This window comes from Geodermatophilus sp. SYSU D01119 (assembly GCF_054049975.1).
Map to the genome: position 1 here is coordinate 38,222 of NZ_JBJGYL010000021.1, position 19,555 is coordinate 57,776.

Consider the following 19,555-nt stretch of genomic DNA (forward strand, 5'->3'; position numbering starts at 1 on the left):
CGGCTCAGGCGGCGGCCCGGGCGGCCGCGGCCTCGGTGAGCAGCCGGGCGATGGACGCGGTGACCAGCGAGGGTCGCTCGTCGGGGAGCATGTGGCCGCTGCGCGGCACCACCTGCAGCCGCGCGTCGGGCAGTGCCCGGGCCAGCTGCCGGCTGTGCCGCACGGGGGTCAGCTTGTCGCTGTCGCCCACGAGCACCTCCACCGGCACGCGGGTGAGCGCGGCGAGCTCGGTGCGCTTGTCGTGGTCGCCGAGCGCGGGCAGGAACGCCGTGAACGCCCGCACGGGGGTGGCGTGCATGATCTCCGCGCCCCGGCGGACCACCTCGTCCGTGGCGTCGGCGCCGTAGAGCAGGTCGCGCACGAGCGCCCGGTGCCGCGGGTGCTCCGGCGGGAGCAGGCGGCGCGCCCGCTCGACGACGCGGGCGCCGGCCAGCGCCAGCGACAGCGCGCCCGGTGTGAGCCGCTGCCGCACCCGCTCGGCGCGGGTGCGCGGGGCCGGCTGCAGGTCGCCGGCCGACGTCGAGACGAGCGCGACGCCGCGGACCCGGTCGCCGAACAGCTCGGGCCGGGCGGCCGCCAGGCACATGATCGTCATGCCGCCCATCGAGTGGCCGCCGAGCACGACCGGCCCCGTCGGGGCCAGCTGGTCGAGGACGGTGGCCAGGTCGGCGCCGAGGCGGTCGATGGAGACGTCCGCGGTGCCCCAGCTCGAACGCCCGTGGCCGCGCTGGTCGTAGCGCACCAGGCGCAGCCGGCCGTCGGCGACCTGGCCGGCCAGCAGCGCGGCGACGTCGTCCCAGGCGGCCTGGGAGAGCGTCCAGCCGTGCGCGAGGACGAGGGTGACCGGGGCGTCGTCGCCGCCGTCGACGGTGGCGTGCAGCAGGGCGCCGTCGTCGGTGGCGACGGCGGCCGTGCGGCGCAGGCGGAGGGGCAGGTCGGTGCTCACGCGGCGGCCTCCGGGGTGCCGACGTAGTTCTCCCGGTCCAGCCGCCGGGTCAGCCTGCGGAACCGGAAGGTGAAGTCCGGCCAGAGGGTGGTGTTGTGGCCGTGCCGGTCGAGGTACCAGCTGGCGCAGCCGCCGGCGAGCCACACGGTGCCGCGGGAGCGGCGGGCGACGAGCTCGCGGTAGGCCTCCTGCGCCTCGGGCGTGGTCTCCAGGACCGCCAGGCCCTCGGCGGCCATGGTGCGCAGCGCGTCGTCGACGTAGGCCACCTGCGACTCGATCATGTAGACCATCGACGTGTGGCCGACGCCGACGTTCGGCCCCACCAGCAGGAACAGGTTGGGGAACCCGGCCACGGTGCTGCCGCGGTTGGTGACCATGCCCTCGGCCCAGACGTCGGCGAGGGTCCGCCCGGCGCGGCCGGTGATCCGCCGGGCGATCGGCAGGTCGGTGACGGCGAAGCCGGTGGCCAGCACGATCGTGTCGGTGGGTCGCTCGACGCCGTCGACGGTGACGACCGAGTGCGGCCGCACCTCGGCGATGCCCGCGGTGACCAGCTCGACGCCCGGTGCCGAGACGGCCGGGTAGTAGTCGTTGCTGATCAGGATCCGCTTGCAGCCGATCGTGTAGTCCGGCGTGAGCGCGCGCCGCAGCCGCGGGTCGCGGACCTGCCGCTGCAGGTGCGCCCGCGCCACCCGGCCCACGGGCCGCAGGAACCGGCGGTCCTTCGCCAGCCCGACGACGAGGAACTCGCGGACCAGGTAGAGCACCGCGCGCACCAGCCGCTGCAGGCCGGGCACCCAGCGGTAGAGCCGCTGCACGCGCGGGGACACCGGGTGGTCGGTGCGCGGGACGATCCACGGCGGCGTGCGCTGGTAGACGGTGAGGCTGCCCACGCGCGGCTGGATCGCCGGGACGATCTGGACCGCCGAGGCGCCGGTGCCGATGACGGCGACGCGCTCGCCGGTGAGGTCGTGGCCCTCGTCCCAGCGCGCCGAATGCATGACGGTGCCGGCGAAGGACGCCAGGCCCGGGATGTCGGGGTACACCGGGTCGGCCAGCGCGCCGGCGGCGGAGACGAGGACGCGGGCGCGGAACCGGCCGGCCGTCGTCTCGATCTCCCAGCGCCGCGCGGCGTCGTCCCAGCGGGCGGCGGTGACCTCGGCGCCGAACACGCAGTGCCGCCGGACGTCGAAGCGGTCGGCGGTGGCCTGCAGGTAGGCCTGGATCTCCGGCTGCTCGGAGTAGGAGCGCGGCCAGTCCGGGTTCGGCGCGAAGGAGAAGGAGTAGAGGTTGGACTGCACGTCGCAGGCCGCGCCCGGGTAGGCGTTGTCGCGCCACGTGCCGCCGACGTCGTGCGCGCGCTCGAGCAGCACGAAGTCGGTCTCGCCGCGCCGGCGCAGGGCGATGGCCATCCCGAGGCCGGCGAAGCCCGACCCGATGACGGCGACGCCCACCTCGCGGGTGCGCTCGGCGCCCGGGGTGGGCCTGTCCAGCGTGCTCGTCACCAGGGAGCTCCTTCGGTCGTCCGGCTTGCTGAGCAACGGTCAGCACGCTACAACGGCTCTTGAGCAGTGCTCAACGAGGAGCACGCCGACCGAGGGAGTCCCGATGGCGCCGCTCCGCAGGAGCCGCACCCCGCTCACCGGGGAGGTCGTGCTGGTCACCGGCGCGGCCCGGGGGATCGGCGCGGAGCTCGCCCGGCGGGCCGCCCGCCGCGGCGCCCGCGTGGCGCTGGCCGGCCTCGAGCCCGAGCTGCTCGCGCAGGTGGCGGCCGAGCTCGGCCCCGGGCACCTGTGGGTGGAGTGCGACGTCACCGACGCCGAGGCGCTGCGCACCGCCGTCGCGCGGACGGTGGACGCCTTCGGCGGCCTCGACGTCGTGGTCGCCAACGCCGGCATCGCGCCGCTGACCACCGTCATGACCGGCTCGGCGCACGCGCTGTCGCGCACCATCGAGGTCAACCTGATCGGCGCGATGCTCACCGCGCACGCCGCGCTGCCGGCGATCGCGGAGCGGCGCGGGCACGTGCTGCTGGTCAGCTCCGCGGCGGCGTTCACCGTGCTGCCGGGGATGAGCGCCTACTGCGCGGCCAAGGCGGGGCTGGAGCGCTTCGGCGACGCCCTGCGGCTGGAGGTGGCCCACCGCGGGGTGACCGTGGCCAGCGCCCACCCGACGTGGATCGACACCGACCTTGTGCGCGACACCGAGGAGGCGCTGCCCACCTTCGCCGCCACGCGCCGGTCGCTGCCGGGGCCGCTCGGGGCGTTCACGTCGGTGGAGGACTGCGCCGAGGCGCTGGTGGAGAACCTGGAGACCCGCGGGCGCCGGGTGTTCGTGCCGCGCTCGGTCGGCGTCGTCTCGGCGCTGCGCCAGGCGGTCACCGGCGCGGTGGCCGAGCGGGTCATGGTCAGGCTGTCGGCCGCCCGGGTGCCGCAGCTCGAGCGGGACATCGCCGCGCTGCAGGGCCGGGAGTTCGGCCGGTCGTCCCTGGGCGGGCGCCGGGCCGGCTGAGCCGGCCCGGCCCGGCCCGAGTCGGTCGCGTCCCGCCGGGCGGGGCACGTCCGATCCCCGCAGGATGGGCCGGTGAGCCCAGCAGCCCCCGGCCCCCGGACCGTGCCCCCTCCGTCCGGGAGGCGACGGTGAGCCTGGAGCCCACGGGCCTGGCCTACGCGGCGGCCGGGACGGCTGCCCTGCTCGCCGCGCTGCTCCCGCGCCTGCTCGACCGGCGGCCGCTGTCGCTGCCGATCGTCTTCGTGGGCCTCGGGGCGCTGGCGTTCGCGCTGGTCGACGACCTGCCCACGCCGGACCCGGTGCAGCACGAGGCCGTGACGGTGCACCTCACCGAGCTCGTCGTCATCGTGTCGCTGCTGGGCGCGGGGCTGGCGCTGGACCGGCCGGTCGGCTGGCGGCGCTGGGGCACCACCTGGCGCCTGCTGGCAGTGACGATGCCGCTCACCGTCGCGGCCATCGCGCTGCTCGGGGGGTGGCTGCTCGGGCTGGGCGCGGCCGCGGCGCTGCTGCTCGCCGCCGCGCTGGCGCCCACCGACCCGGTGCTGGCCACCGAGGTCCAGGTGGGGGAGCCGACGGAGGACTGCGACAGCGAGGACGAGGCGCGCTTCGCGCTCACCTCCGAGGCGGGCCTCAACGACGGTCTCGCCTTCCCGTTCACCTATGCGGCGATCGCCGTCGCCGCCGCCGGCGCGGCACCCGGCGGCTGGCTGGCCCAGTGGCTGGCCGTCGACCTGGTGTGGCGGCTGCTCGCAGGTGTGGCCGTGGGTGCCGGGTGCGGCTGGCTGATGCGCGTGCTGTTCTTCTCACGCCCCGCGGAGCGGGCCGGCCTCGCGGAGCGGGCGGAGGGCTTCGTCGTCCTCACCGCCGTCCTGCTCACCTACGGCCTCGCCGAGCTGGTCGAGGGCTACGGGTTCGTGGCCGTCTTCGTCTGCGCCTGCACCATCCGCGCCGCCGAGCGGGCCCACGGCCGGCACCAGGTCCTGCACGCCCACGTCGAGCAGCTCGAGAGGTTCCTGACGGTGGTCGTCCTCGTCCTCGTCGGCGGAGCGCTCGCCCGCGGCGTCCTGGCCGGGGTGGGCTGGGCCGAGGTCGTGCTCGCCGCCGCCGTCCTGCTCGTCGTCCGCCCCCTCACGGGGTGGCTCGGCCTGGCCGGCGGGCGGACCGGCCGGGGCGAGCGCGCGGTCATCGCCTTCTTCGGCGTCCGGGGGATCGGCTCGCTCTACTACCTCTCCTACGGCCTGTCGGAGGCCGAGATCCCGGGCGGGGAGCAGCTGTGGTCGGTCACGGTCCTCGTCGTCGTGGGATCGGTGGTGCTGCACGGTGTGACGGCGGGACCGGTCATGTGGTGGCTCGACCGGCGGCGGGCCGCCCTGGCCCGGGCGGAGACGGGCACGGCCGAGGCCGCGCCCGTCACCGCCGCCTGAGATCGCCGCACCTACGGTGGTCGGCGTGCGGCGCTACTTCTACGACACCGAGTTCATCGAGGACGGCACGACGATCGACCTCGTCTCCATCGGCGTCGTCGACGAGACCGGCCGCGAGTTCTACGCGGTGAGCACCGAGTTCGACGAGCGCCGCGCCATCCCGTGGGTGCGCCGCAACGTGCTCGACCAGCTGCCGCCGCCGTCGGACCGCGCCTGGCGCGACCGCCGGCGCATCCGCGACGACCTCCTCGCCTTCCTCACCGGACCGGGGGAGGAGGTGGAGCTGTGGGCCTGGTTCGCCGCCTACGACCACGTGGCCCTCGCCCAGCTGTGGGGCCCGATGACGGCGCTGCCGCGTGCGGTCCCGCGGTTCACGCGGGAGCTGCGGCAGCGCTGGGACGACGCCGGGCAGCCCGCGCTCCCGCCGAAGCCGGCCGGCACGCACGACGCGCTCGTCGACGCCCGCTACAACCTCGCCCGCTGGAACGCGATCGAGGCCGCCCGGGCCCGCTGAGCGGGGGCCCGGACGGCCTCGACGGGGACACCTCCGCGGAGGTGCGCGGCTACACCGTGAAGACGGCGAGCAGGCGGGTGAGCTCCTGCGACAGGCCGTCGAGCTCCACCGCCGCGGCGTGCGCCCGGTCGACGTCGGCGGCGCTGTCGCGGGCGTCGGTGCTCACCACGGTGAGGGTCGAGGACACCGACCCCGCGCCCTCGGCCGCCGCGGCGACGCTGCGGGTCAGCTCGCGCGTGGTCGCCGACTGCTCCTCCACCGCGCTGGCGATGGTCAGCTGGTGGTCGTTCATGGCGTGCACGACCTCGGCGATGCGGGTGATCGAGCCGACCGCGGTGCCGGTGTCGGCCTGGATGGCCTCCACCCGGCGGGCGATGTCGTCGCTGGCGCGGGCCGCCTCCTGGGCGAGCTCCTTGACCTCGTTGGCCACCACGGCGAAGCCCTTGCCCGCCTCGCCGGCACGGGCGGCCTCGATCGTCGCGTTGAGCGCGAGCAGGTTGGTCTGCTCGGCGACGGCGGCGATGACCCGCACGACCTCGCCGATCTCGGCCGAGCTGGTGCCCAGCGCGGCGATGGCGCCCTCGGTCTGGCGGGCGAGCTCGGCGGCCTGGCGGCCCACCTCGGCGGCCTCGCCGGCGCTGCGGGCGATGTCGGAGATGGACAGCCCCATCTCCTCCGCGCCCGCGGCGGCGGCCGACACCCCGGCGCTGATGTCGCTGGCCGCGGTCTGCGCCGCCTGCGCCTGGTCGCGGCTGCGCGCGGCGCGGCCGGCCAGCCCGTCGGCCACCGCGGCGACGCCGGAGGCCGAGGCGGCCACCTGGCGGGCGCAGCCGCCGATGTCGCGGATGGTGCCGGCGACCTTCTCGACGAACCGGTTGAACGCGGCCGACAGCTGGCCGACCTCGTCGTCGCCGGTGACCGGCATCCGCTGGGTCAGGTCGCCCTCGCCGTCGGCGATCTCGGCCATCCGGGCGCGCAGCTGCACCAGCGGCGCGGTGAGCCGGCGGCCGAGCTGCCAGGCCACGACCCCGCCGAGCAGCGCGACGAGGACGGCGGCGAGCACCAGGGCGGTGACCATCGCGCTGCGGCCGTCGGCGAGCCGGTCGACCGGGCCGGTGAAGTCGGCGTCGCGGGCGATCGTCACGAGCACCCAGTCCCAGGGCGCGTAGTAGGTGACGGTCGCGGTGCTCGCGCCGGCCTCGGGGTCGGTGAAGTGCACGGTCGCCTGGGCGCCGTCCTCCAGCGCCACGGCGGCCTCGACGATCTCCCGGACGTAGGGCTGCCCGTCGGCGTCGGTGGCGTCGACCAGCTGCTCGCCGTCGCGCTCCCCGCCGGGGCTGACCAGCACGGTGCCCGCCCGGTCGCCGGTGCCGCCCCAGACCTCGACGTGCCCGTTCTCACCGACCCCGGTCGCCTCGAGGCTCTCGCGCAGCGCCGGGATCGACTGCTGCTTCTCGCCGACGTAGAGCATGCCGACCAGCTGGCCGGCCCGGTCGAGCAGCGGCGTGTAGGCCGAGACGTACCAGGAGTCGACGACGAAGGCGTTGCCCCGGTAGGTCTGCCCGGCGGTGACCGCCGAGACGACCGGGTTCGGCGCGCCGTCGGGGTTGGTGGCCGGGATGTAGGTGCCGATCGCGCGGGTGCCGGTGGCCGAGACGACGTTCGTGGCCACGCGCAGCATGTCGCCCGACGGCGTCCGCTGGAAGATCGTGGCGGTCCCGCCGACCAGCGCCTCGATCTGGTCCACGACGGCGGTGGGCACGGCCGGGTCGGCGTTCTGGCCGAGCCACGCGCCGCCGACGGTGACCCGGGGCAGGTCCATCGGGGTGACCTCGCCGGAGAGCTGGTTCTTCGCGTCCCAGCGCACCGGCCCGCCGGGGCCGCCCACGGTCAGCCCGCCCGAGCGGGCGAGCACGTCGAGGGCGACGGCGAGCTGGCTGTCGACCACCGCGGCCGTCGACTGGCCCTGGGTGGCGACGACGTCGTGCACGCCGGCGGCGGTCCGCGCCACGCTGTCGTCCACCAGCTCGGTGACCGACTCGTGCGTGGTGTCGGCGAAGCGGGCGCTCTGCCAGGCGCTCACCCCCGCCATGGCGCCACCCGTCACGGCCACGCTGGCGACCGCCAGCGCGACCACCTTCGTCCTGATGCCCCACTGGCCGGTGCCCGGCAGTCGCACGTCGTCCCCCTGTTCCCGGGCCGGGGATCCTCCCGGCCCGCCGGTCGGTTCGGCAGGCAGCGGCTGTGGCTGTACCGGAACCGGCGCGGCTGTGACGGGTGGGACAGGCGGTGCGGACCGCGACCGCCGTGCGACCGGGACGGGGCGGTCGGGCGGGGGATCGGGCGGGGCGATCAGCCGTGCGGTCGGGCGGGCCCCAGGACGGCCTGGGTCTGGGTGACCGAGGCCACCGGGCGGCCGTCGTCGTCGGTCACCTCGGTGAGCACGACGATCGTCGAGCGGCCGACGTGCAGCGGGCGGGCGGTGGCGTGCGCGGCACCGCCCCGCACGGCGCGCAGCAGCGAGGTGGCCGAGGCGAGCGTCGACGTCGTCGCGCCCGCCGGGAGGTTGAGGAAGGCGCAGATGCCGCCGACGCTGTCGGCCAGCGTCATGAGCGCGCCGCCGTGCAGCACGCCGCCGGCGGTGCAGCGCTCCGGCGCCCACGGCAGCCGGCCGGTGACCTCGGCGGGGGAGGCGGAGGCGAGCTCCACCCCGGCGGTGACGGCGAAGGGCATCTGGGCGAGGAGCGCGGCGGGGTCCACGCGGCGATCCTGCCGGGTCCGACCCCTCCTCGGCGGGCCCGATCTGCGGCAGGATCGCGCGCGGACCTGCGGTTCGTCCCCGGGAGCACGCATGCGCATCGGGATCCTGACCGGCGGCGGCGACTGCCCCGGCCTCAACGCGGTGATCCGCGCCGTCGTCCGGAGGGCCACGTCGGCCGGGGACGAGGTGGTCGGCTTCCGCGACGGGTGGCGGGGCCTGCTGGAGGACGACGCCGTCCCGCTCGACCTGGCCGCCGTCCGGGGGCTGCTGCCGCGCGGGGGCACCGTGCTCGGCACCTCCCGCACCAATCCCTACGGCTCACCCGACGGGCCGGCGCGGGTGCTGGCCACGCTGGAGCGGCACCGCGTCGACGCGCTGGTGCCGGTCGGCGGCGAGGACACCCTCGGGGTGGCGGCGAAGCTCGCCGCCGAGGGCGTGCGGGTGGTCGGCGTGCCCAAGACGATCGACAACGACCTCGACGGCACCGACTACACGTTCGGCTTCGACACCGCCGTCGGCGTGGCGATGGAGGCCATCGACCGGCTGCACACCACCGGCGACAGCCACCACCGCACGCTCGTCGTCGAGGTGATGGGCCGGCACGCGGGCTGGATCGCGCTGCACGCGGGGATGGCCGGGGGCGCCACGGTGGTGCTGGTGCCCGAGCGGCCCTTCGACGTCGACGCGGTGGTGGCGCACTGCCTGCACCGCTTCGACTCCGGGTACTCACCGATCGTCGTCGTCTCCGAGGGCGCGCGGCCGGCCGACGGCGACCTGGTCACCTCCACCGGGCAGACCGACGCCTTCGGCCACGTGCGCCTCGGCGGGATCGGCGCCGCGCTCGCCGCCGTCCTCGAGGAGCGCACCGGGCGGGAGTCGCGGGCGGTGGTGCTCGGGCACGTGCAGCGCGGCGGCACCCCGTCGGCGTTCGACCGGGTGCTGGCCACCCGGTTCGGGCTGGCCGCCGTGGAGGCGCTCGCCGCCGGCCTGTCCGGGGTGATGGTGGCGCTGCGCGGCACCGACGTCGTGCCCGTGCCCATCGCCGAGGCCACCGCGCGGCTCAAGCTCGTGCCGCTGGAGCGCTACGCCGAGGCGGAGGTGTTCTTCGGCTGACCTGCGGGACCGCCGTACCCTCGCAGGCGTGAACCTGCCGCAGTCCGCGCCCGCCGCCGACCGGTGGCGGGAGCTCCCCGCCGCCCAGCAGCCGACCTGGCCCGACCGCGCGGCCCTGGACTCCGTCCTGACCACCCTGTCGACCGTGCCGCCGATCGTGGCGCCCAGCGAGGTCGACGAGCTCCGCGGCCGCCTGGCCGAGGTGGCGCAGGGTCGCGCCTTCCTGCTGCAGGGCGGCGACTGCGCGGAGACCTTCGACCTCAACACCGACGCCCACCTGCAGAGCACCACCCGCACGCTGCTGCAGATGGCCGTCGTCCTCACCTACGGCGCGAGCGTGCCGGTGGTGAAGGTCGGGCGCGTGGCCGGCCAGTACGCCAAGCCGCGCTCCTCCGAGCTCGACGCCCTCGGCCTGCCGTCCTACCGCGGGGACATGATCAACTCGCTGGAGCCGGTGCCCGAGAAGCGGGTGCACGACCCGAACCGGCTGGTGCGCGCCTACGCCAACTCCGCCGCGGCGATGAACATGATCCGCGCCTACGCCCGGGGCGGCCTGGCCGACCTGCACGCCGTGCACGACTGGAACAAGGACTTCGTCGCGAGCTCGCCGGCCGGCGTCCGCTACGAGGTCATCGCCCGCGAGATCGACCGGGCGCTGGCGTTCATGAAGGCCTGCGGCGTCGACGACACGGCGCTGCGCGGCGTGGAGCTCTACAGCAGCCACGAGGCGCTGGTGCTCGACTACGAGGCCGCGCTGCTGCGGCACCACGAGGGCCGGCCCTTCGCGGCGTCGGCGCACTTCGTCTGGATCGGCGAGCGCACCCGCCAGCTCGACGGCGCCCACGTGGAGTTCATGTCGCGGATCGCCAACCCGATCGGCGTCAAGATCGGGCCGACGACGACCCCGGAGCAGGCCACCGAGCTCGTCGAGCGGCTCGACCCCGACGGCGTCCCCGGCCGGCTCACGCTGATCAGCCGGATGGGCAACGGGAAGATCCGCGACGTCCTCCCGGCGATCGTGGAGAAGGTCACCGCCAGCGGCCACCAGGTCGTGTGGCAGTGCGACCCGATGCACGGCAACACCCACGAGTCCTCGACCGGCTACAAGACCCGGCACTTCGACCGGATCGTCGACGAGGTGCTCGGCTTCTTCGACGTGCACCGGGCCCTGGGCACCTGGCCCGGCGGCATCCACGTGGAGCTCACCGGCGAGGACGTCACCGAGTGCCTCGGCGGCGCCATGGAGATTAGCGACGAGGACCTCAACAGCCGGTACGAGACGGCCTGCGACCCGCGGCTGAACACCGGGCAGTCCCTCGAGCTCGCCTTCCTCGTGGCGGAGATGCTGCGTGGCTGACCTGATCGACCTGCGGTCGGACACCGTCACCCGGCCCACCCCGGCGATGCGCCGGGCGATGGCCGAGGCGGAGGTCGGCGACGACGTCTACGGCGAGGACCCGGCCGTCCGGGCGCTGGAGGAGCGGGTCGCGGACCTGTTCGGCCACGAGGCGGCGCTGTTCGTCCCCTCCGGGACCATGGGCAACCAGATCGGCATGCGGCTGGTCTGCGAGCCCGGCCAGGAGGTGCTCTGCGACGCCGACGCGCACGTCGTCACCTACGAGATGGGTGCGGCGGCCGCGGTGTTCGGCATCTCCACCCGCACGGTGGTCTCCGACGGCGGGCTGCTCGACGCCGGCGCGCTCATCGGGCAGGTGCGCCCGCGCGGCGACTGGCACCTGACCGCCACGGCCGCCGTCGCCGTGGAGAACACCCACAACCGCGGCGGCGGCCGGGTGCAGCCGCTGGGCGAGCTGCAGCGGCTGTGGGACTGGTCCCGCGAGGCCGGCGTCGCCGTGCACCTCGACGGCGCCCGGATCTGGAACGCCTCCGTCGCCGCCGGGATCGACCTCGCCACCTACGGCCGGCTCGCCGACACGGCGTCGGTGTGCCTGTCCAAGGGGCTGGGCGCGCCGGTCGGGTCGGTGCTGGTGGCCTCCGCCGAGCGGATCGCCGCCGGCCGGCTGTGGCGCAAGCGCCTCGGCGGCGGCATGCGCCAGGCCGGCGTGCTCGCCGCGGCCGGGCTGTACGCCCTGGACGCCCACCTCGCCCGGCTGGCCGAGGACCACGAGCACGCGCGGCTGCTGGCCAAGCGGCTCGGCGTCGACCCGGCGACGGTCGAGACGAACATGGTCGTCGTCGACGACGTGCCCGCGCCCGTGGTGGCCGAGGCCGCGAAGGCCCAGGGCGTGCTCGTGTCGCAGGTGAACCCGCGCCGCGTCCGGTTGGTCACGCACCTCGACGTCGACCGCGCCGCCGTTGAGCGCGCGGGCGACGTCCTCGCCGCCCTCCTCGACCGCTGAGGGCACCTGCCGGCCGCCGTCGCGGCGGCCGGCAGGGCCCCGGCTCACCAGGAGCTGAACAGCAGCCGGTCGGGCGTGCCCGCCCGCACCGCGGTGCGCGACAGCGTCACGCGGTCCGGCGTCGCGGCCGCGGTGATCGCCCCGGTGACCGTGGCCGGTGTCGCGGCCGGGCTCCCCTGCAGGTACAGCGCGGCGACACCGGCGACGTGCGGCGTGGCCATCGACGTGCCGCTGATGGTGCTGGTCGCCGACGTGCTCGTGTGCCAGGCGCTGGTGATGCCGACGCCCGGGGCGAGCAGGTCGACGCAGGCGCCGTGGTTGCTGAACGACGCCGCGGTGTCGGTGCGGTCGGTGGCGCCGACGGTGAGCGCGGCAGGCACCCGGGCGGGGGAGGAGGCGCAGGCGTCCTGCGCGACCCCGCGGGCGTTGCCGTTGCCGGCTGCCACCGCGTAGGTGACGCCGTCGGCGATCGAGTTGCGGACCGCGGTGTCGATGGCCGTGCTCGCCCCGCCGCCGAGGCTCATGTTGGCCACCGCGGGGGCGCCCGCCGCGTGGTTCGCCGTCACCCAGTCGATGCCCGCGACGACACCCGCCGTCGTGCCGTTGCCGGCGCAGTCGAGCACCCGGACGCCGACCAGCCGCACGCCCTTCGCGATGCCGTGGGTCGTGCCCCCGACGGTGCCCGCGACGTGCGTGCCGTGGCCGTTGCAGTCGTCGGCCGCGCCGCCGTCGACGGCGTCGAAGCCGGAGACCGCCCGCCCGCCGAAGTCGACGTGGTCGGTCTCGATGCCGGTGTCGATGACGTAGGCGGTCACGCCGGCGCCGGTCGCGGTGTAGCCGAAGGTGGTGCTCAGCGGGAGGGCGCGCTGGTCGGTGCGGTCGAGGCCCCAGGGGGCGTTCGGCTGCGTGCCGTCGGCGGTGACCACCTGGTCGCGCTCGACGGCGGTGACCCCCGGCAGGGCCGACAGCCGGGCGGCCGCCGCCTCGGGCAGCGTCACGGCGAAGCCGGTCAGGGCCGAGGTGTAGACGTGCTCGACACGGCCGCCGAGGCCGCGGGCCCGGTCGGCGGCCTGGGCCGGGAGGACGGAGCGGTCGACGGTGACGACGTAGGTGGCGCGGGGGCCGCCGTCGGGCGGGGCCGCGGCGGCGGTGCCCGCGGTGGCGCCGAGGCCGGCGATGGTCAGCGCGGCGACGGTGCCGGCGGCCAGGGTGCGGCGAGTGGGCAAGGACGTCTCCTCGGGGTGGCTCTCCGCGGCCGGACGACCACGGGCATGCGAGCCAACGCGGTGCCGTAGATCACCGCAAGTGAGGCTGCGAAAGCGCTGGGTGAGCGGGCGTGTCGCCGTCCGCCGGGCGCCGTCCTCCCGGCCGCCCGAGCCGACCCCGGGTCAGCAGCCCCCGGCGCACCGCGTCACTCCCGCGGAAGGGCCCGCGCAGGAGGTCCAGGGGCGGCTCGGGCACCGCGGCAGCGTGCCCGTCCGGGGCCGGCTCGCGCGGGCGTCGTCCACAGGCCGGTGATCACCACGCGTCCACGGTGGTCCGGAGAGGCCCAGGACGACCCTGGACGGGAGGTGATCACCGCGCCCCGGCGAGCGGCCGCCGCTCAGGCGGCGGAGGTCTCCACGGGACGGCCGTCGCGGAGGGCGCACAGGAGGGCGATGTCGCGGGCGTGGCCGCGGTCGGCGCTCGGCGTCTCCACGACCACCGGGACCCCGGCCATCGACGGGTGGGTCAGCAGCTCGCCGAACGCCGCGGCGCCGATCGAGCCCTCGCCGATCGTGGTGTGCCGGTCCCGCTTGGAGCCGCGCTCGTCGAGGGAGTCGTTGGCGTGCACCAGCCCGAGCCGGCCCGGGCCCACGGTGGCCTCCAGCGCCTCGAGCACCGCCGTCGTCCCGCCCGGGGTGGCCAGGTCGTGCCCGGCGGCCCACGCGTGGCAGGTGTCCAGGCAGACGCCGACCTTCGGGTGCATGTCGAGGGCCGCGAGGTAGGGCCCGAGGTCCTCCACGGTGGCCGCGAGCGAGCGCCCGCCGCCGGCCGTCGGCTCGACCAGCAGCCGCGGGCCGTCGTCGGGCAGCGCGTCGAGCACCGGCAGCAGCCGCTCGTGCAGCTGGCGCAGCGCGGCCTCGTAGCGGTCCTCGTCGACGGCCGACCCGGCGTGCACGACGACGCCGCGGACGCCGAGCTGCGCGCCGCGGGCGAGGTCGGCGGCGATGGTCTCGATGGACCGGTCGACGGTGGCCGCGGTGGGGGAGCCGACGTTGACCAGGAACGGCGTGTGCACGAACGACGGGATGCCGCGCTCGGCGAGGCCCTCGACGAAGGCGGTGTCCTGCGCGGGGTCGCCGGCGCTGCGCTTCCAGCCGCGCGGGTTGCCCACGAACACCTGCACGGCCCGGGCACCGACGTCGTCGGTGTAGCGCAGCCCTCCGGTGGCCAGCCCGCCGGCGACCTGGATGTGCGCCCCGATCGGGGGCGGGGTCACCCGAAGCTGAGCAGCAGGCTGACCTCGCTGCCCTGGTCGACGACGGTGCCCGGGGCGGGGCTCTGCCGGTAGACGCGGTCGCCGGTGATGAACGTCGACGTCGTCACCCGCAGGCCCGCGCCCTCGAGGGTGGCGATGGCGTCGGCCGCGCGCTCCCCGCCCACGTCGGGCACGGTCACCTGCGGCACGCCCTGCGACACCTGGATGGTGATCTCGCTGCCGTAGGGCGCCTCGGTGCCCGGTGCCGGGTCGACGGCCATGACCGCGCCGGCGGAGACGTCGGCGCTCCGGCCGTCGGTGCGCGTGACGGTGAAGCCGAGCGACTCGAGGTTCTCCTGCGCGGCGTCGGCGCCCTGCCCGATGACGTTGGGGACGTCGACCGGCGCCCGGCCCTGGCTGACGAAGACGGTGACCGGCTGGTTGCGGGTGAGCTGCGTGCCGGCCTCGGGCTCGAAGCGGGTGACGGAGCCGACCGGGACGTCGTCGCTGTAGTCCTGCTGCTCGCTCAGGAGGATCGGCGTCTCGCGCAGCTGCTCGCGCACGACCTCGACCGGCTGCCCGACGAGGTCGGTGGGCACGACGAACCGCTCGGGGCCCTTGGAGACGACGAGCTCGACGTCGCTGTTGCGGATCGCCTCGCCGCCCTCGGGGTCGGCGGAGATGACCACGCCCTCGGGCACGGTCTCGCTGAACTCGTCCTCGGCGAACACCGGGTCCAGGCCCGCGCCCTGCAGCAGGTCCACGGCGGCCGCGCGGTCGCTGCCGACGACGCTCGGCACCTGCGTCCAGCGTCCCGAGCCCATCCACCAGCCGACCGCGCCGACGGTGACCGCGAGCAGCAGCACGACGGCGACCGCCAGGCGCATCCGCCGCCTGCGCACGTGCGGGGACAGGCCCGGCCGGGTCGCGGGGGCCGGGCGGCGCCCGCCGACGTCCGTGGTCGGGCCGGCGCCCATGCCGGGCAGCATCGAGGTGCGGCCGCCGCGCGAGGAGCGCCCGGCGCCGAGCACCTCGGTGCCGGGCTCCGAGTCGCGGCCGGCGTCACGGCCGGCGTCGCGGCCGGGGTCGGAGGGGTGCCGGCGCGAGGGCCGGTTGGTCGGGCGGAGGGTGCCGGGGCCGGCCGAGCTGCGCCCGGTGGGCACCGGCACGCGGGCCAGACCCAGGTCGGTGCGGACGTCCTCGAGGTCGGCGAGGAAGGCGCCCGCGTCCAGCGGCCGGACGGCCGGGTCACGGCGGGTGGTGCGCTTGACCAGCTCGTCGACCTGCCACGGGATCCCGGGCACCTCGGAGGAGGGCTCGGGGACGTCGTGGTGGACGTGCTGGTAGGCCACCGCGAGCGGGGTGTCGCCGCCGTAGGGCGGGTGGCCGGTGAGCATCTCGAACAGCACGAGGCCCGCGGCGTAGACGTCGCTGCGGGCGTCGGCGCGGCCGCGCTCGAGCTGCTCGGGGGACAGGTAGGCGACGGTGCCGATGAGCACGCCGCCGGTGTGGCTGGTCTGGCCGGTGCCGGTCAGCGCGCGGGCCAGCCCGAAGTCGGCGACCTTGACCGAGCCGTCGACGCCGATGAGCACGTTCTCCGGCTTGACGTCGCGGTGCACGATCCCGGCGCGGTGCGCGGCGGTGAGCCCGGCGAGCACCGGCTCGAGGACGGCGAACGCCTCGCCGACGGTGAGCCGGCCGCGGGCCTGCAGGAGGTCGCGCAGCGTGCGGCCGCGGACGAGCTCCATGACCAGGAACACCAGGCCCTGGTCACTGCCCTGGTCGCTGACGCCGACGACGTTGGGGTGGCTGAGCATCGCCGCGGCGCGCGCCTCGCGGATGAACCGGTCGACGAAGGTCGGGTCGTGCGCGAGGTGCTCGGCCATCACCTTGACCGCGACCGTGCGGTGCAGCCGCAGGTCGGTGGCGGCGTAGACCGTGGACATGCCGCCGCGCGCCACCCGCTCCTCGAGGCGGTAGCGCCCCTCGAGGACGAGGCCGACCACGGGGTCGGTCACGGCGGTGTCCACGGGTCGAGTCTAGGAGCGCCCGGCGCGGGATCGGCGGACACACGCGCAGGTGCCGGACCGGCGCACCCTCCCGTCACACGGGTCACGGGAGGGCGCGCCGGGACCGGGTCCCCTGGTCGTGGCGTGGGCCGGGGCTAGAGCTCCAGGCCGGGGTAGAGCGGATGGGCGGCGACGAGCTCGGCGGCCGCGGCGCGCGTCTTGTCGGCCAGGCCGCCGTCGACGACGTACTTCGCCTTGGACGGCGACCCGTCCCGCGTGGCGGTCGGCGTGGTGTTGGTGAGCACGTCGACGATGAGCTCGGCGGTGCGGTCGAACTCGGCGGCGCCGAACCCGCGGGTGGTCAGCGCCGGGGTGCCGAGGCGGACGCCGGAGGTGTACCAGGCGCCGTTGGGGTCGGCCGGGACGGAGTTGCGGTTGGTGACGATGCCGGCGTCGAGCAGCGCGGACTCCGCCTGGCGGCCGGTGAGGCCGAAGCCGGACACGTCGAGCAGCACGATGTGGTTCTCGGTGCCGCCGGTGACGAGCGTCGCGCCGCGGCGGGACAGACCCTCGGCGAGGGCGACGGCGTTGTCGACGACGGTCTGCGCGTAGGTGGCGAACTGCGGGCGGCGGGCCTCGGCGAACGCGACGGCCTTGGCGGCCATGACGTGCGGCAGCGGCCCGCCGAGCACCATCGGGCAGCCGCGGTCGACGGCGTCGGCGTACTCGGGCTGGGCCAGCACGAACCCGCCGCGCGGGCCGCGCAGGGACTTGTGGCTGGTGCTGGTGACGACGTGGGCGTGCGGCACCGGGTCGAAGTCGCCGGTGAAGACCTTCCCGGCGACCAGGCCGGCGAAGTGGCTCATGTCGACGATCAGCGTCGCGCCGACCTCGTCGGCGATCTCGCGCATCTTCGCGAAGTCGACCTTGCGCGGGTAGGCCGAGTAGCCGGCCATGAGCACCAGCGGGCGGAACTCGCGGGCACGCGCGGCGACGACGTCGTAGTCGAGCAGCCCGGTCTCCGGGTCGGTGCCGTAGGAGGACTGGGCGAACATCTTGCCGCTGATGTTCGGGCGGAAGCCGTGGGTGAGGTGGCCGCCGGCGTCGAGGCTCATGCCGAGCATCCGCTGGTCGCCGAGGGCGTGGCGCAGGGCGGCCCAGTCCTCGTCGGTGAGGTCGTTGACGTGCCGGACGCCGGCCCGCTCGAGGGCGGGGGACTCGATGCGCTGGGCGAGGACGGCCCAGAACGCGACCAGGTTGGCGTCGATCCCGGAGTGCGGCTGGACGTAGGCGTGCGGGGCGCCGAACAGCTCGCGGGCGTGCTCGGCGGCCAGCGCCTCGACGGTGTCGACGTTCTGGCAGCCGGCGTAGAAGCGGTGCCCGACGGTGCCCTCGGCGTACTTGTCGCTGAACCAGTTGCCCATGGTGAGCAACACGGCGGGGGAGGCGTAGTTCTCGCTCGCGATGAGCTTGAGCGAGCCGCGCTGGTCGGCCAGCTCGGCGCCGATCGCGTCGGCCACGCGCGGCTCGACCTCGGCGATGACCGACAGCGCGCTGCGGTAGGCCGTGGACGCGGCGGCGGCGGCGTCGAAGGAGGGGGTCACGTCGCTCATGGGGGCTCCTGGCGGGTGTCGTCGTCAGCGGTGCCCAGGCGCCCGGCGGGGAGGTGCAGGCCGCTCCCCGGTGGTGCCCCACCTCGATGCGCCAGTCACGGCCCGCCCGCGATGGTAGCCGGGGAGACGGTCCGGCGTGTCCCGCCGGTCAGGGGAGGGCGTACCCGACGGGACGCACCTCGAGGCGGCCCGAGCGCGGGTCGGTGGTGAAGAGCAGCGCGCCGCCGCGGGAGCTCTGCGCGGGTACGTGGTCGAGGGTCGCCGTCGCCTCCTCGCTCGTCCCGCCGGACTCGAGGGTCCCGGTCACCTCCACCTGCGCGACCGCGGCGCCACCGGTGTTGCGCACCGTGAACCGGGCCTGCCACCCGCCCTCCACCTGCTCGATGCCCGTGACCGTGGCGGTGAGCTGCGGTCCGGTCTGCCGGACCGCCAGCGCCTGGTACCCGAGGAAGGCGAGCAGCGCCAGGACGAGGAGCAGCCCCAACGTGCCGACGGCGTACTCGCCGCGCGTCGGCCGGTCGGCCGCGCTGTGCCCGGCCGCCCGTTCCGGACCGTCGTCCGCCATGTCCGTCCTCCTCACAGCACCAGCCGGGCAGCGGCGGCCCCCAGGCTGCCGGGCAGGGCCAGGACGACGCACTGGGTGAGGGCCGCGCCCGCGCCCGTGCCGTCGAACCGGCCGAAGGTCCACAGCAGGTACGCCGACGTGGCCAGCGTGAGCACGTACCCGACGACGGTGAACACGACGAAGGTCCGCACGATGCCGCCCGTGGGCGCCTCCTGCCCCTTGAAGCCCACCGAGTACACGAAGCCGTGCACGAGGACGAGGCTCAGCCCGACCAGTGCCAGCGCGTGCCACGGGCCGGTCCGCGCGGCCAGCAGGACCACCTCCTCGGTGGGCGCGATGTTGGCCGAGAAGACGACCGCGCCCGCGGCCATGAGCAACAGCTCGTCGGCGTAGCCGGTGACCCGCGACGGCCGCGCCGTGCGGCCGAGCTGTCCCCGGGCGTAGGACGCGCCGACCGCGGCCGGGAGCAACTCGATCGCCAGCACCGAGAGCGCGTCGCGCCACTCGGGGAGCGGGGACAGCACGGCGAGGGCGGTGAGGACGAGGGTCGCCGCGACGGCCGCCATGACGACGGCGATGCCCGCGTCGGTGACGATGCCGCGCCAGCCCTCCCGGGCCGTCGTCGCGCCGAAGAAGCGGGTGAGCAGCAGGACCAGCACGACGGTCGCCAGCGTGAGGAGGGCCAGCCGGTACCGGGGGACGACGAGCCCCAGCTGCCAGACCTCCATCGTCATGAAGATCGGGGACGCGAACAGCAGGGCGCCGCCCAGTGCCCGCCCGGTGCCCTGCAGGAGGACGCGTCCCTCCGACTCGGTGGCCATGCTCCCCAGGTGCGCTCGGTGGTGGTCCGGGGGAGCAGTCTGGCAGCCGCCCGGTCGGCGGCCCCGGCGTCCTAGGCTCGGAGCGTGCAGTCCGACGAGATGAAGACCCTCACGCCGGCGGAGGTCGCCGACGCGCTCGGGGTCTCGCCCAACAAGGTCCGGCAGCTGGTCCGCGAGGGCAAGCTCATGGCCGTGCCGGGCAGCGGCAACAGCCGCATCCCCGCCGACTTCCTGCAGGACGGCGCCGTGCTGCGCCACCTGCCGGGGCTGATCACCGTGCTCAAGGACGGCGGCTTCACCGACGCCGAGGTGTTCGAGTGGCTGTTCCGCGAGGACGAGTCGCTGCCGGGCACGCCGGTGGAGGCGCTGCGCGGCGACCGGCACACCGAGGTCACCCGGCGCGCGCAGGCGCTCGCCTTCTGACCCACGAGGTACGGGGAGCGACACGCACGTACCG

17 protein-coding genes and 1 riboswitch are annotated in these 19,555 nt (G+C 75.9%); of the genes, 7 read left to right on the top strand and 10 right to left on the bottom strand.

The window, feature by feature from the left end:
• Window positions 1-4: 4 nt before the first annotated feature.
• Window positions 5-946 carry an alpha/beta fold hydrolase gene (locus ACI79X_RS16165; RefSeq protein WP_457026436.1) on the bottom strand — a complete coding sequence of 314 codons (942 nt, stop codon included), beginning with the start codon at window positions 944-946 and terminating at the stop codon, window positions 5-7.
• On the bottom strand, window positions 943-2,451 hold the full coding sequence (locus ACI79X_RS16170; RefSeq protein WP_457026437.1) for a flavin-containing monooxygenase: 1,509 nt from the start codon (window positions 2,449-2,451) through the stop codon (window positions 943-945). The genes ACI79X_RS16165 and ACI79X_RS16170 overlap by 4 nt, the downstream gene beginning before the upstream one ends.
• 103 nt (window positions 2,452-2,554) lie before the next feature.
• On the opposite strand from ACI79X_RS16170, the gene ACI79X_RS16175 reads away from it, so the two are divergent.
• From ACI79X_RS16175 to ACI79X_RS16185, 3 genes are all read left to right on the top strand, one after another.
• Window positions 2,555-3,457 (top strand): short-chain dehydrogenase/reductase, encoded by a 903-nt coding sequence (locus ACI79X_RS16175; protein WP_457026438.1) that lies wholly within the window; start codon window positions 2,555-2,557, stop codon window positions 3,455-3,457.
• A 128-nt stretch (window positions 3,458-3,585) separates the two neighbouring features.
• Window positions 3,586-4,881 (top strand): cation:proton antiporter domain-containing protein, encoded by a 1,296-nt coding sequence (locus ACI79X_RS16180; RefSeq protein ID WP_457026439.1) that lies wholly within the window; start codon window positions 3,586-3,588, stop codon window positions 4,879-4,881.
• 25 nt (window positions 4,882-4,906) lie between these two features.
• Window positions 4,907-5,395: a polyadenylate-specific 3'-exoribonuclease AS gene (locus ACI79X_RS16185; RefSeq protein WP_073422376.1), complete on the top strand. Its 489-nt coding sequence runs from the start codon at window positions 4,907-4,909 to the stop codon at window positions 5,393-5,395.
• A 49-nt stretch (window positions 5,396-5,444) separates the two neighbouring features.
• Here ACI79X_RS16185 and ACI79X_RS16190 read toward each other — a convergent pair whose 3' ends face one another.
• Together ACI79X_RS16190 and ACI79X_RS16195 are read right to left on the bottom strand one after the other, a co-directional pair.
• A complete protein-coding gene (locus ACI79X_RS16190) occupies window positions 5,445-7,574 on the bottom strand; it encodes a Cache 3/Cache 2 fusion domain-containing protein (protein ID WP_457026440.1) in 2,130 nt (709 codons plus the stop codon).
• Between the two features lie 173 nt (window positions 7,575-7,747).
• Window positions 7,748-8,155 (bottom strand): PaaI family thioesterase, encoded by a 408-nt coding sequence (locus ACI79X_RS16195; protein WP_457026441.1) that lies wholly within the window; start codon window positions 8,153-8,155, stop codon window positions 7,748-7,750.
• Window positions 8,156-8,246: 91 nt separating this feature from the next.
• Here ACI79X_RS16195 and ACI79X_RS16200 point away from each other — a divergent pair, with 91 nt between their 5' ends.
• From ACI79X_RS16200 to ACI79X_RS16210, 3 genes are read left to right on the top strand one after another with little or no spacing between them, the layout of a single operon-like run.
• Window positions 8,247-9,269, top strand: a complete 1,023-nt coding sequence (locus tag ACI79X_RS16200) for a 6-phosphofructokinase (protein ID WP_457026442.1) — start codon at window positions 8,247-8,249, stop codon at window positions 9,267-9,269.
• 28 nt (window positions 9,270-9,297) lie between these two features.
• Window positions 9,298-10,626 (top strand): class II 3-deoxy-7-phosphoheptulonate synthase, encoded by a 1,329-nt coding sequence (locus ACI79X_RS16205; protein WP_457026443.1) that lies wholly within the window; start codon window positions 9,298-9,300, stop codon window positions 10,624-10,626.
• A complete protein-coding gene (locus ACI79X_RS16210; RefSeq protein WP_457026444.1) occupies window positions 10,619-11,629 on the top strand; it encodes a threonine aldolase family protein in 1,011 nt (336 codons plus the stop codon). Before ACI79X_RS16205 ends, ACI79X_RS16210 begins: the two co-directional genes overlap by 8 nt.
• A 44-nt stretch (window positions 11,630-11,673) precedes the next feature.
• Here ACI79X_RS16210 and ACI79X_RS16215 read toward each other — a convergent pair whose 3' ends face one another.
• The 6 genes from ACI79X_RS16215 to ACI79X_RS16240 all read right to left on the bottom strand — a co-directional run bounded on the left by ACI79X_RS16215 (window position 11,674) and on the right by ACI79X_RS16240 (window position 19,098).
• Window positions 11,674-12,855, bottom strand: a complete 1,182-nt coding sequence (locus ACI79X_RS16215; RefSeq protein ID WP_457026445.1) for a S8 family peptidase — start codon at window positions 12,853-12,855, stop codon at window positions 11,674-11,676.
• A gap of 377 nt (window positions 12,856-13,232) precedes the next feature.
• On the bottom strand, window positions 13,233-14,111 hold the full coding sequence (locus tag ACI79X_RS16220; protein ID WP_457026446.1) for a deoxyribonuclease IV: 879 nt from the start codon (window positions 14,109-14,111) through the stop codon (window positions 13,233-13,235).
• On the bottom strand, window positions 14,108-16,120 hold the full coding sequence (gene pknB, locus ACI79X_RS16225) for a Stk1 family PASTA domain-containing Ser/Thr kinase (RefSeq protein WP_457026447.1): 2,013 nt from the start codon (window positions 16,118-16,120) through the stop codon (window positions 14,108-14,110). The genes ACI79X_RS16220 and pknB overlap by 4 nt, the downstream gene beginning before the upstream one ends.
• A gap of 134 nt (window positions 16,121-16,254) precedes the next feature.
• Window positions 16,255-17,712 (bottom strand): glycine hydroxymethyltransferase, encoded by a 1,458-nt coding sequence (locus tag ACI79X_RS16230; protein WP_457026448.1) that lies wholly within the window; start codon window positions 17,710-17,712, stop codon window positions 16,255-16,257.
• A gap of 25 nt (window positions 17,713-17,737) precedes the next feature.
• Window positions 17,738-17,821: riboswitch (ZMP/ZTP riboswitch) on the bottom strand.
• Between the two features lie 39 nt (window positions 17,822-17,860).
• Complete coding sequence (locus ACI79X_RS16235; protein ID WP_457026449.1) at window positions 17,861-18,277, bottom strand: hypothetical protein; 417 nt, start codon at window positions 18,275-18,277, stop codon at window positions 17,861-17,863.
• 11 nt (window positions 18,278-18,288) lie between these two features.
• A complete protein-coding gene (locus ACI79X_RS16240) occupies window positions 18,289-19,098 on the bottom strand; it encodes a TIGR02587 family membrane protein (RefSeq protein WP_457026450.1) in 810 nt (269 codons plus the stop codon).
• An 84-nt stretch (window positions 19,099-19,182) separates the two neighbouring features.
• Between ACI79X_RS16240 and ACI79X_RS16245 the strand changes: the two genes are divergently transcribed.
• The gene (locus ACI79X_RS16245; RefSeq protein WP_457026451.1) at window positions 19,183-19,521 is read left to right on the top strand and encodes an Rv2175c family DNA-binding protein; all 339 of its coding nucleotides are present in this window, start codon (window positions 19,183-19,185) and stop codon (window positions 19,519-19,521) included.
• The last annotated feature ends 34 nt before the right edge of the window (window positions 19,522-19,555 follow it).

What these genes read in the sequence shown, in the direction of transcription:
- ACI79X_RS16175 (WP_457026438.1), top strand. Translation starts at nt 2,555, where the DNA reads ATGGCGCCGCTCCGCAGGAGCCGCACCCCGCTCACCGGGGAGGTCGTG.
- ACI79X_RS16200 (WP_457026442.1), top strand. Translation starts at nt 8,247, where the DNA reads ATGCGCATCGGGATCCTGACCGGCGGCGGCGACTGCCCCGGCCTCAAC.
- ACI79X_RS16230 (WP_457026448.1), bottom strand. Translation starts at nt 17,712, where the DNA reads ATGAGCGACGTGACCCCCTCCTTCGACGCCGCCGCCGCCGCGTCCACG.
- ACI79X_RS16235 (WP_457026449.1), bottom strand. Translation starts at nt 18,277, where the DNA reads ATGGCGGACGACGGTCCGGAACGGGCGGCCGGGCACAGCGCGGCCGAC.
- ACI79X_RS16240 (WP_457026450.1), bottom strand. Translation starts at nt 19,098, where the DNA reads ATGGCCACCGAGTCGGAGGGACGCGTCCTCCTGCAGGGCACCGGGCGG.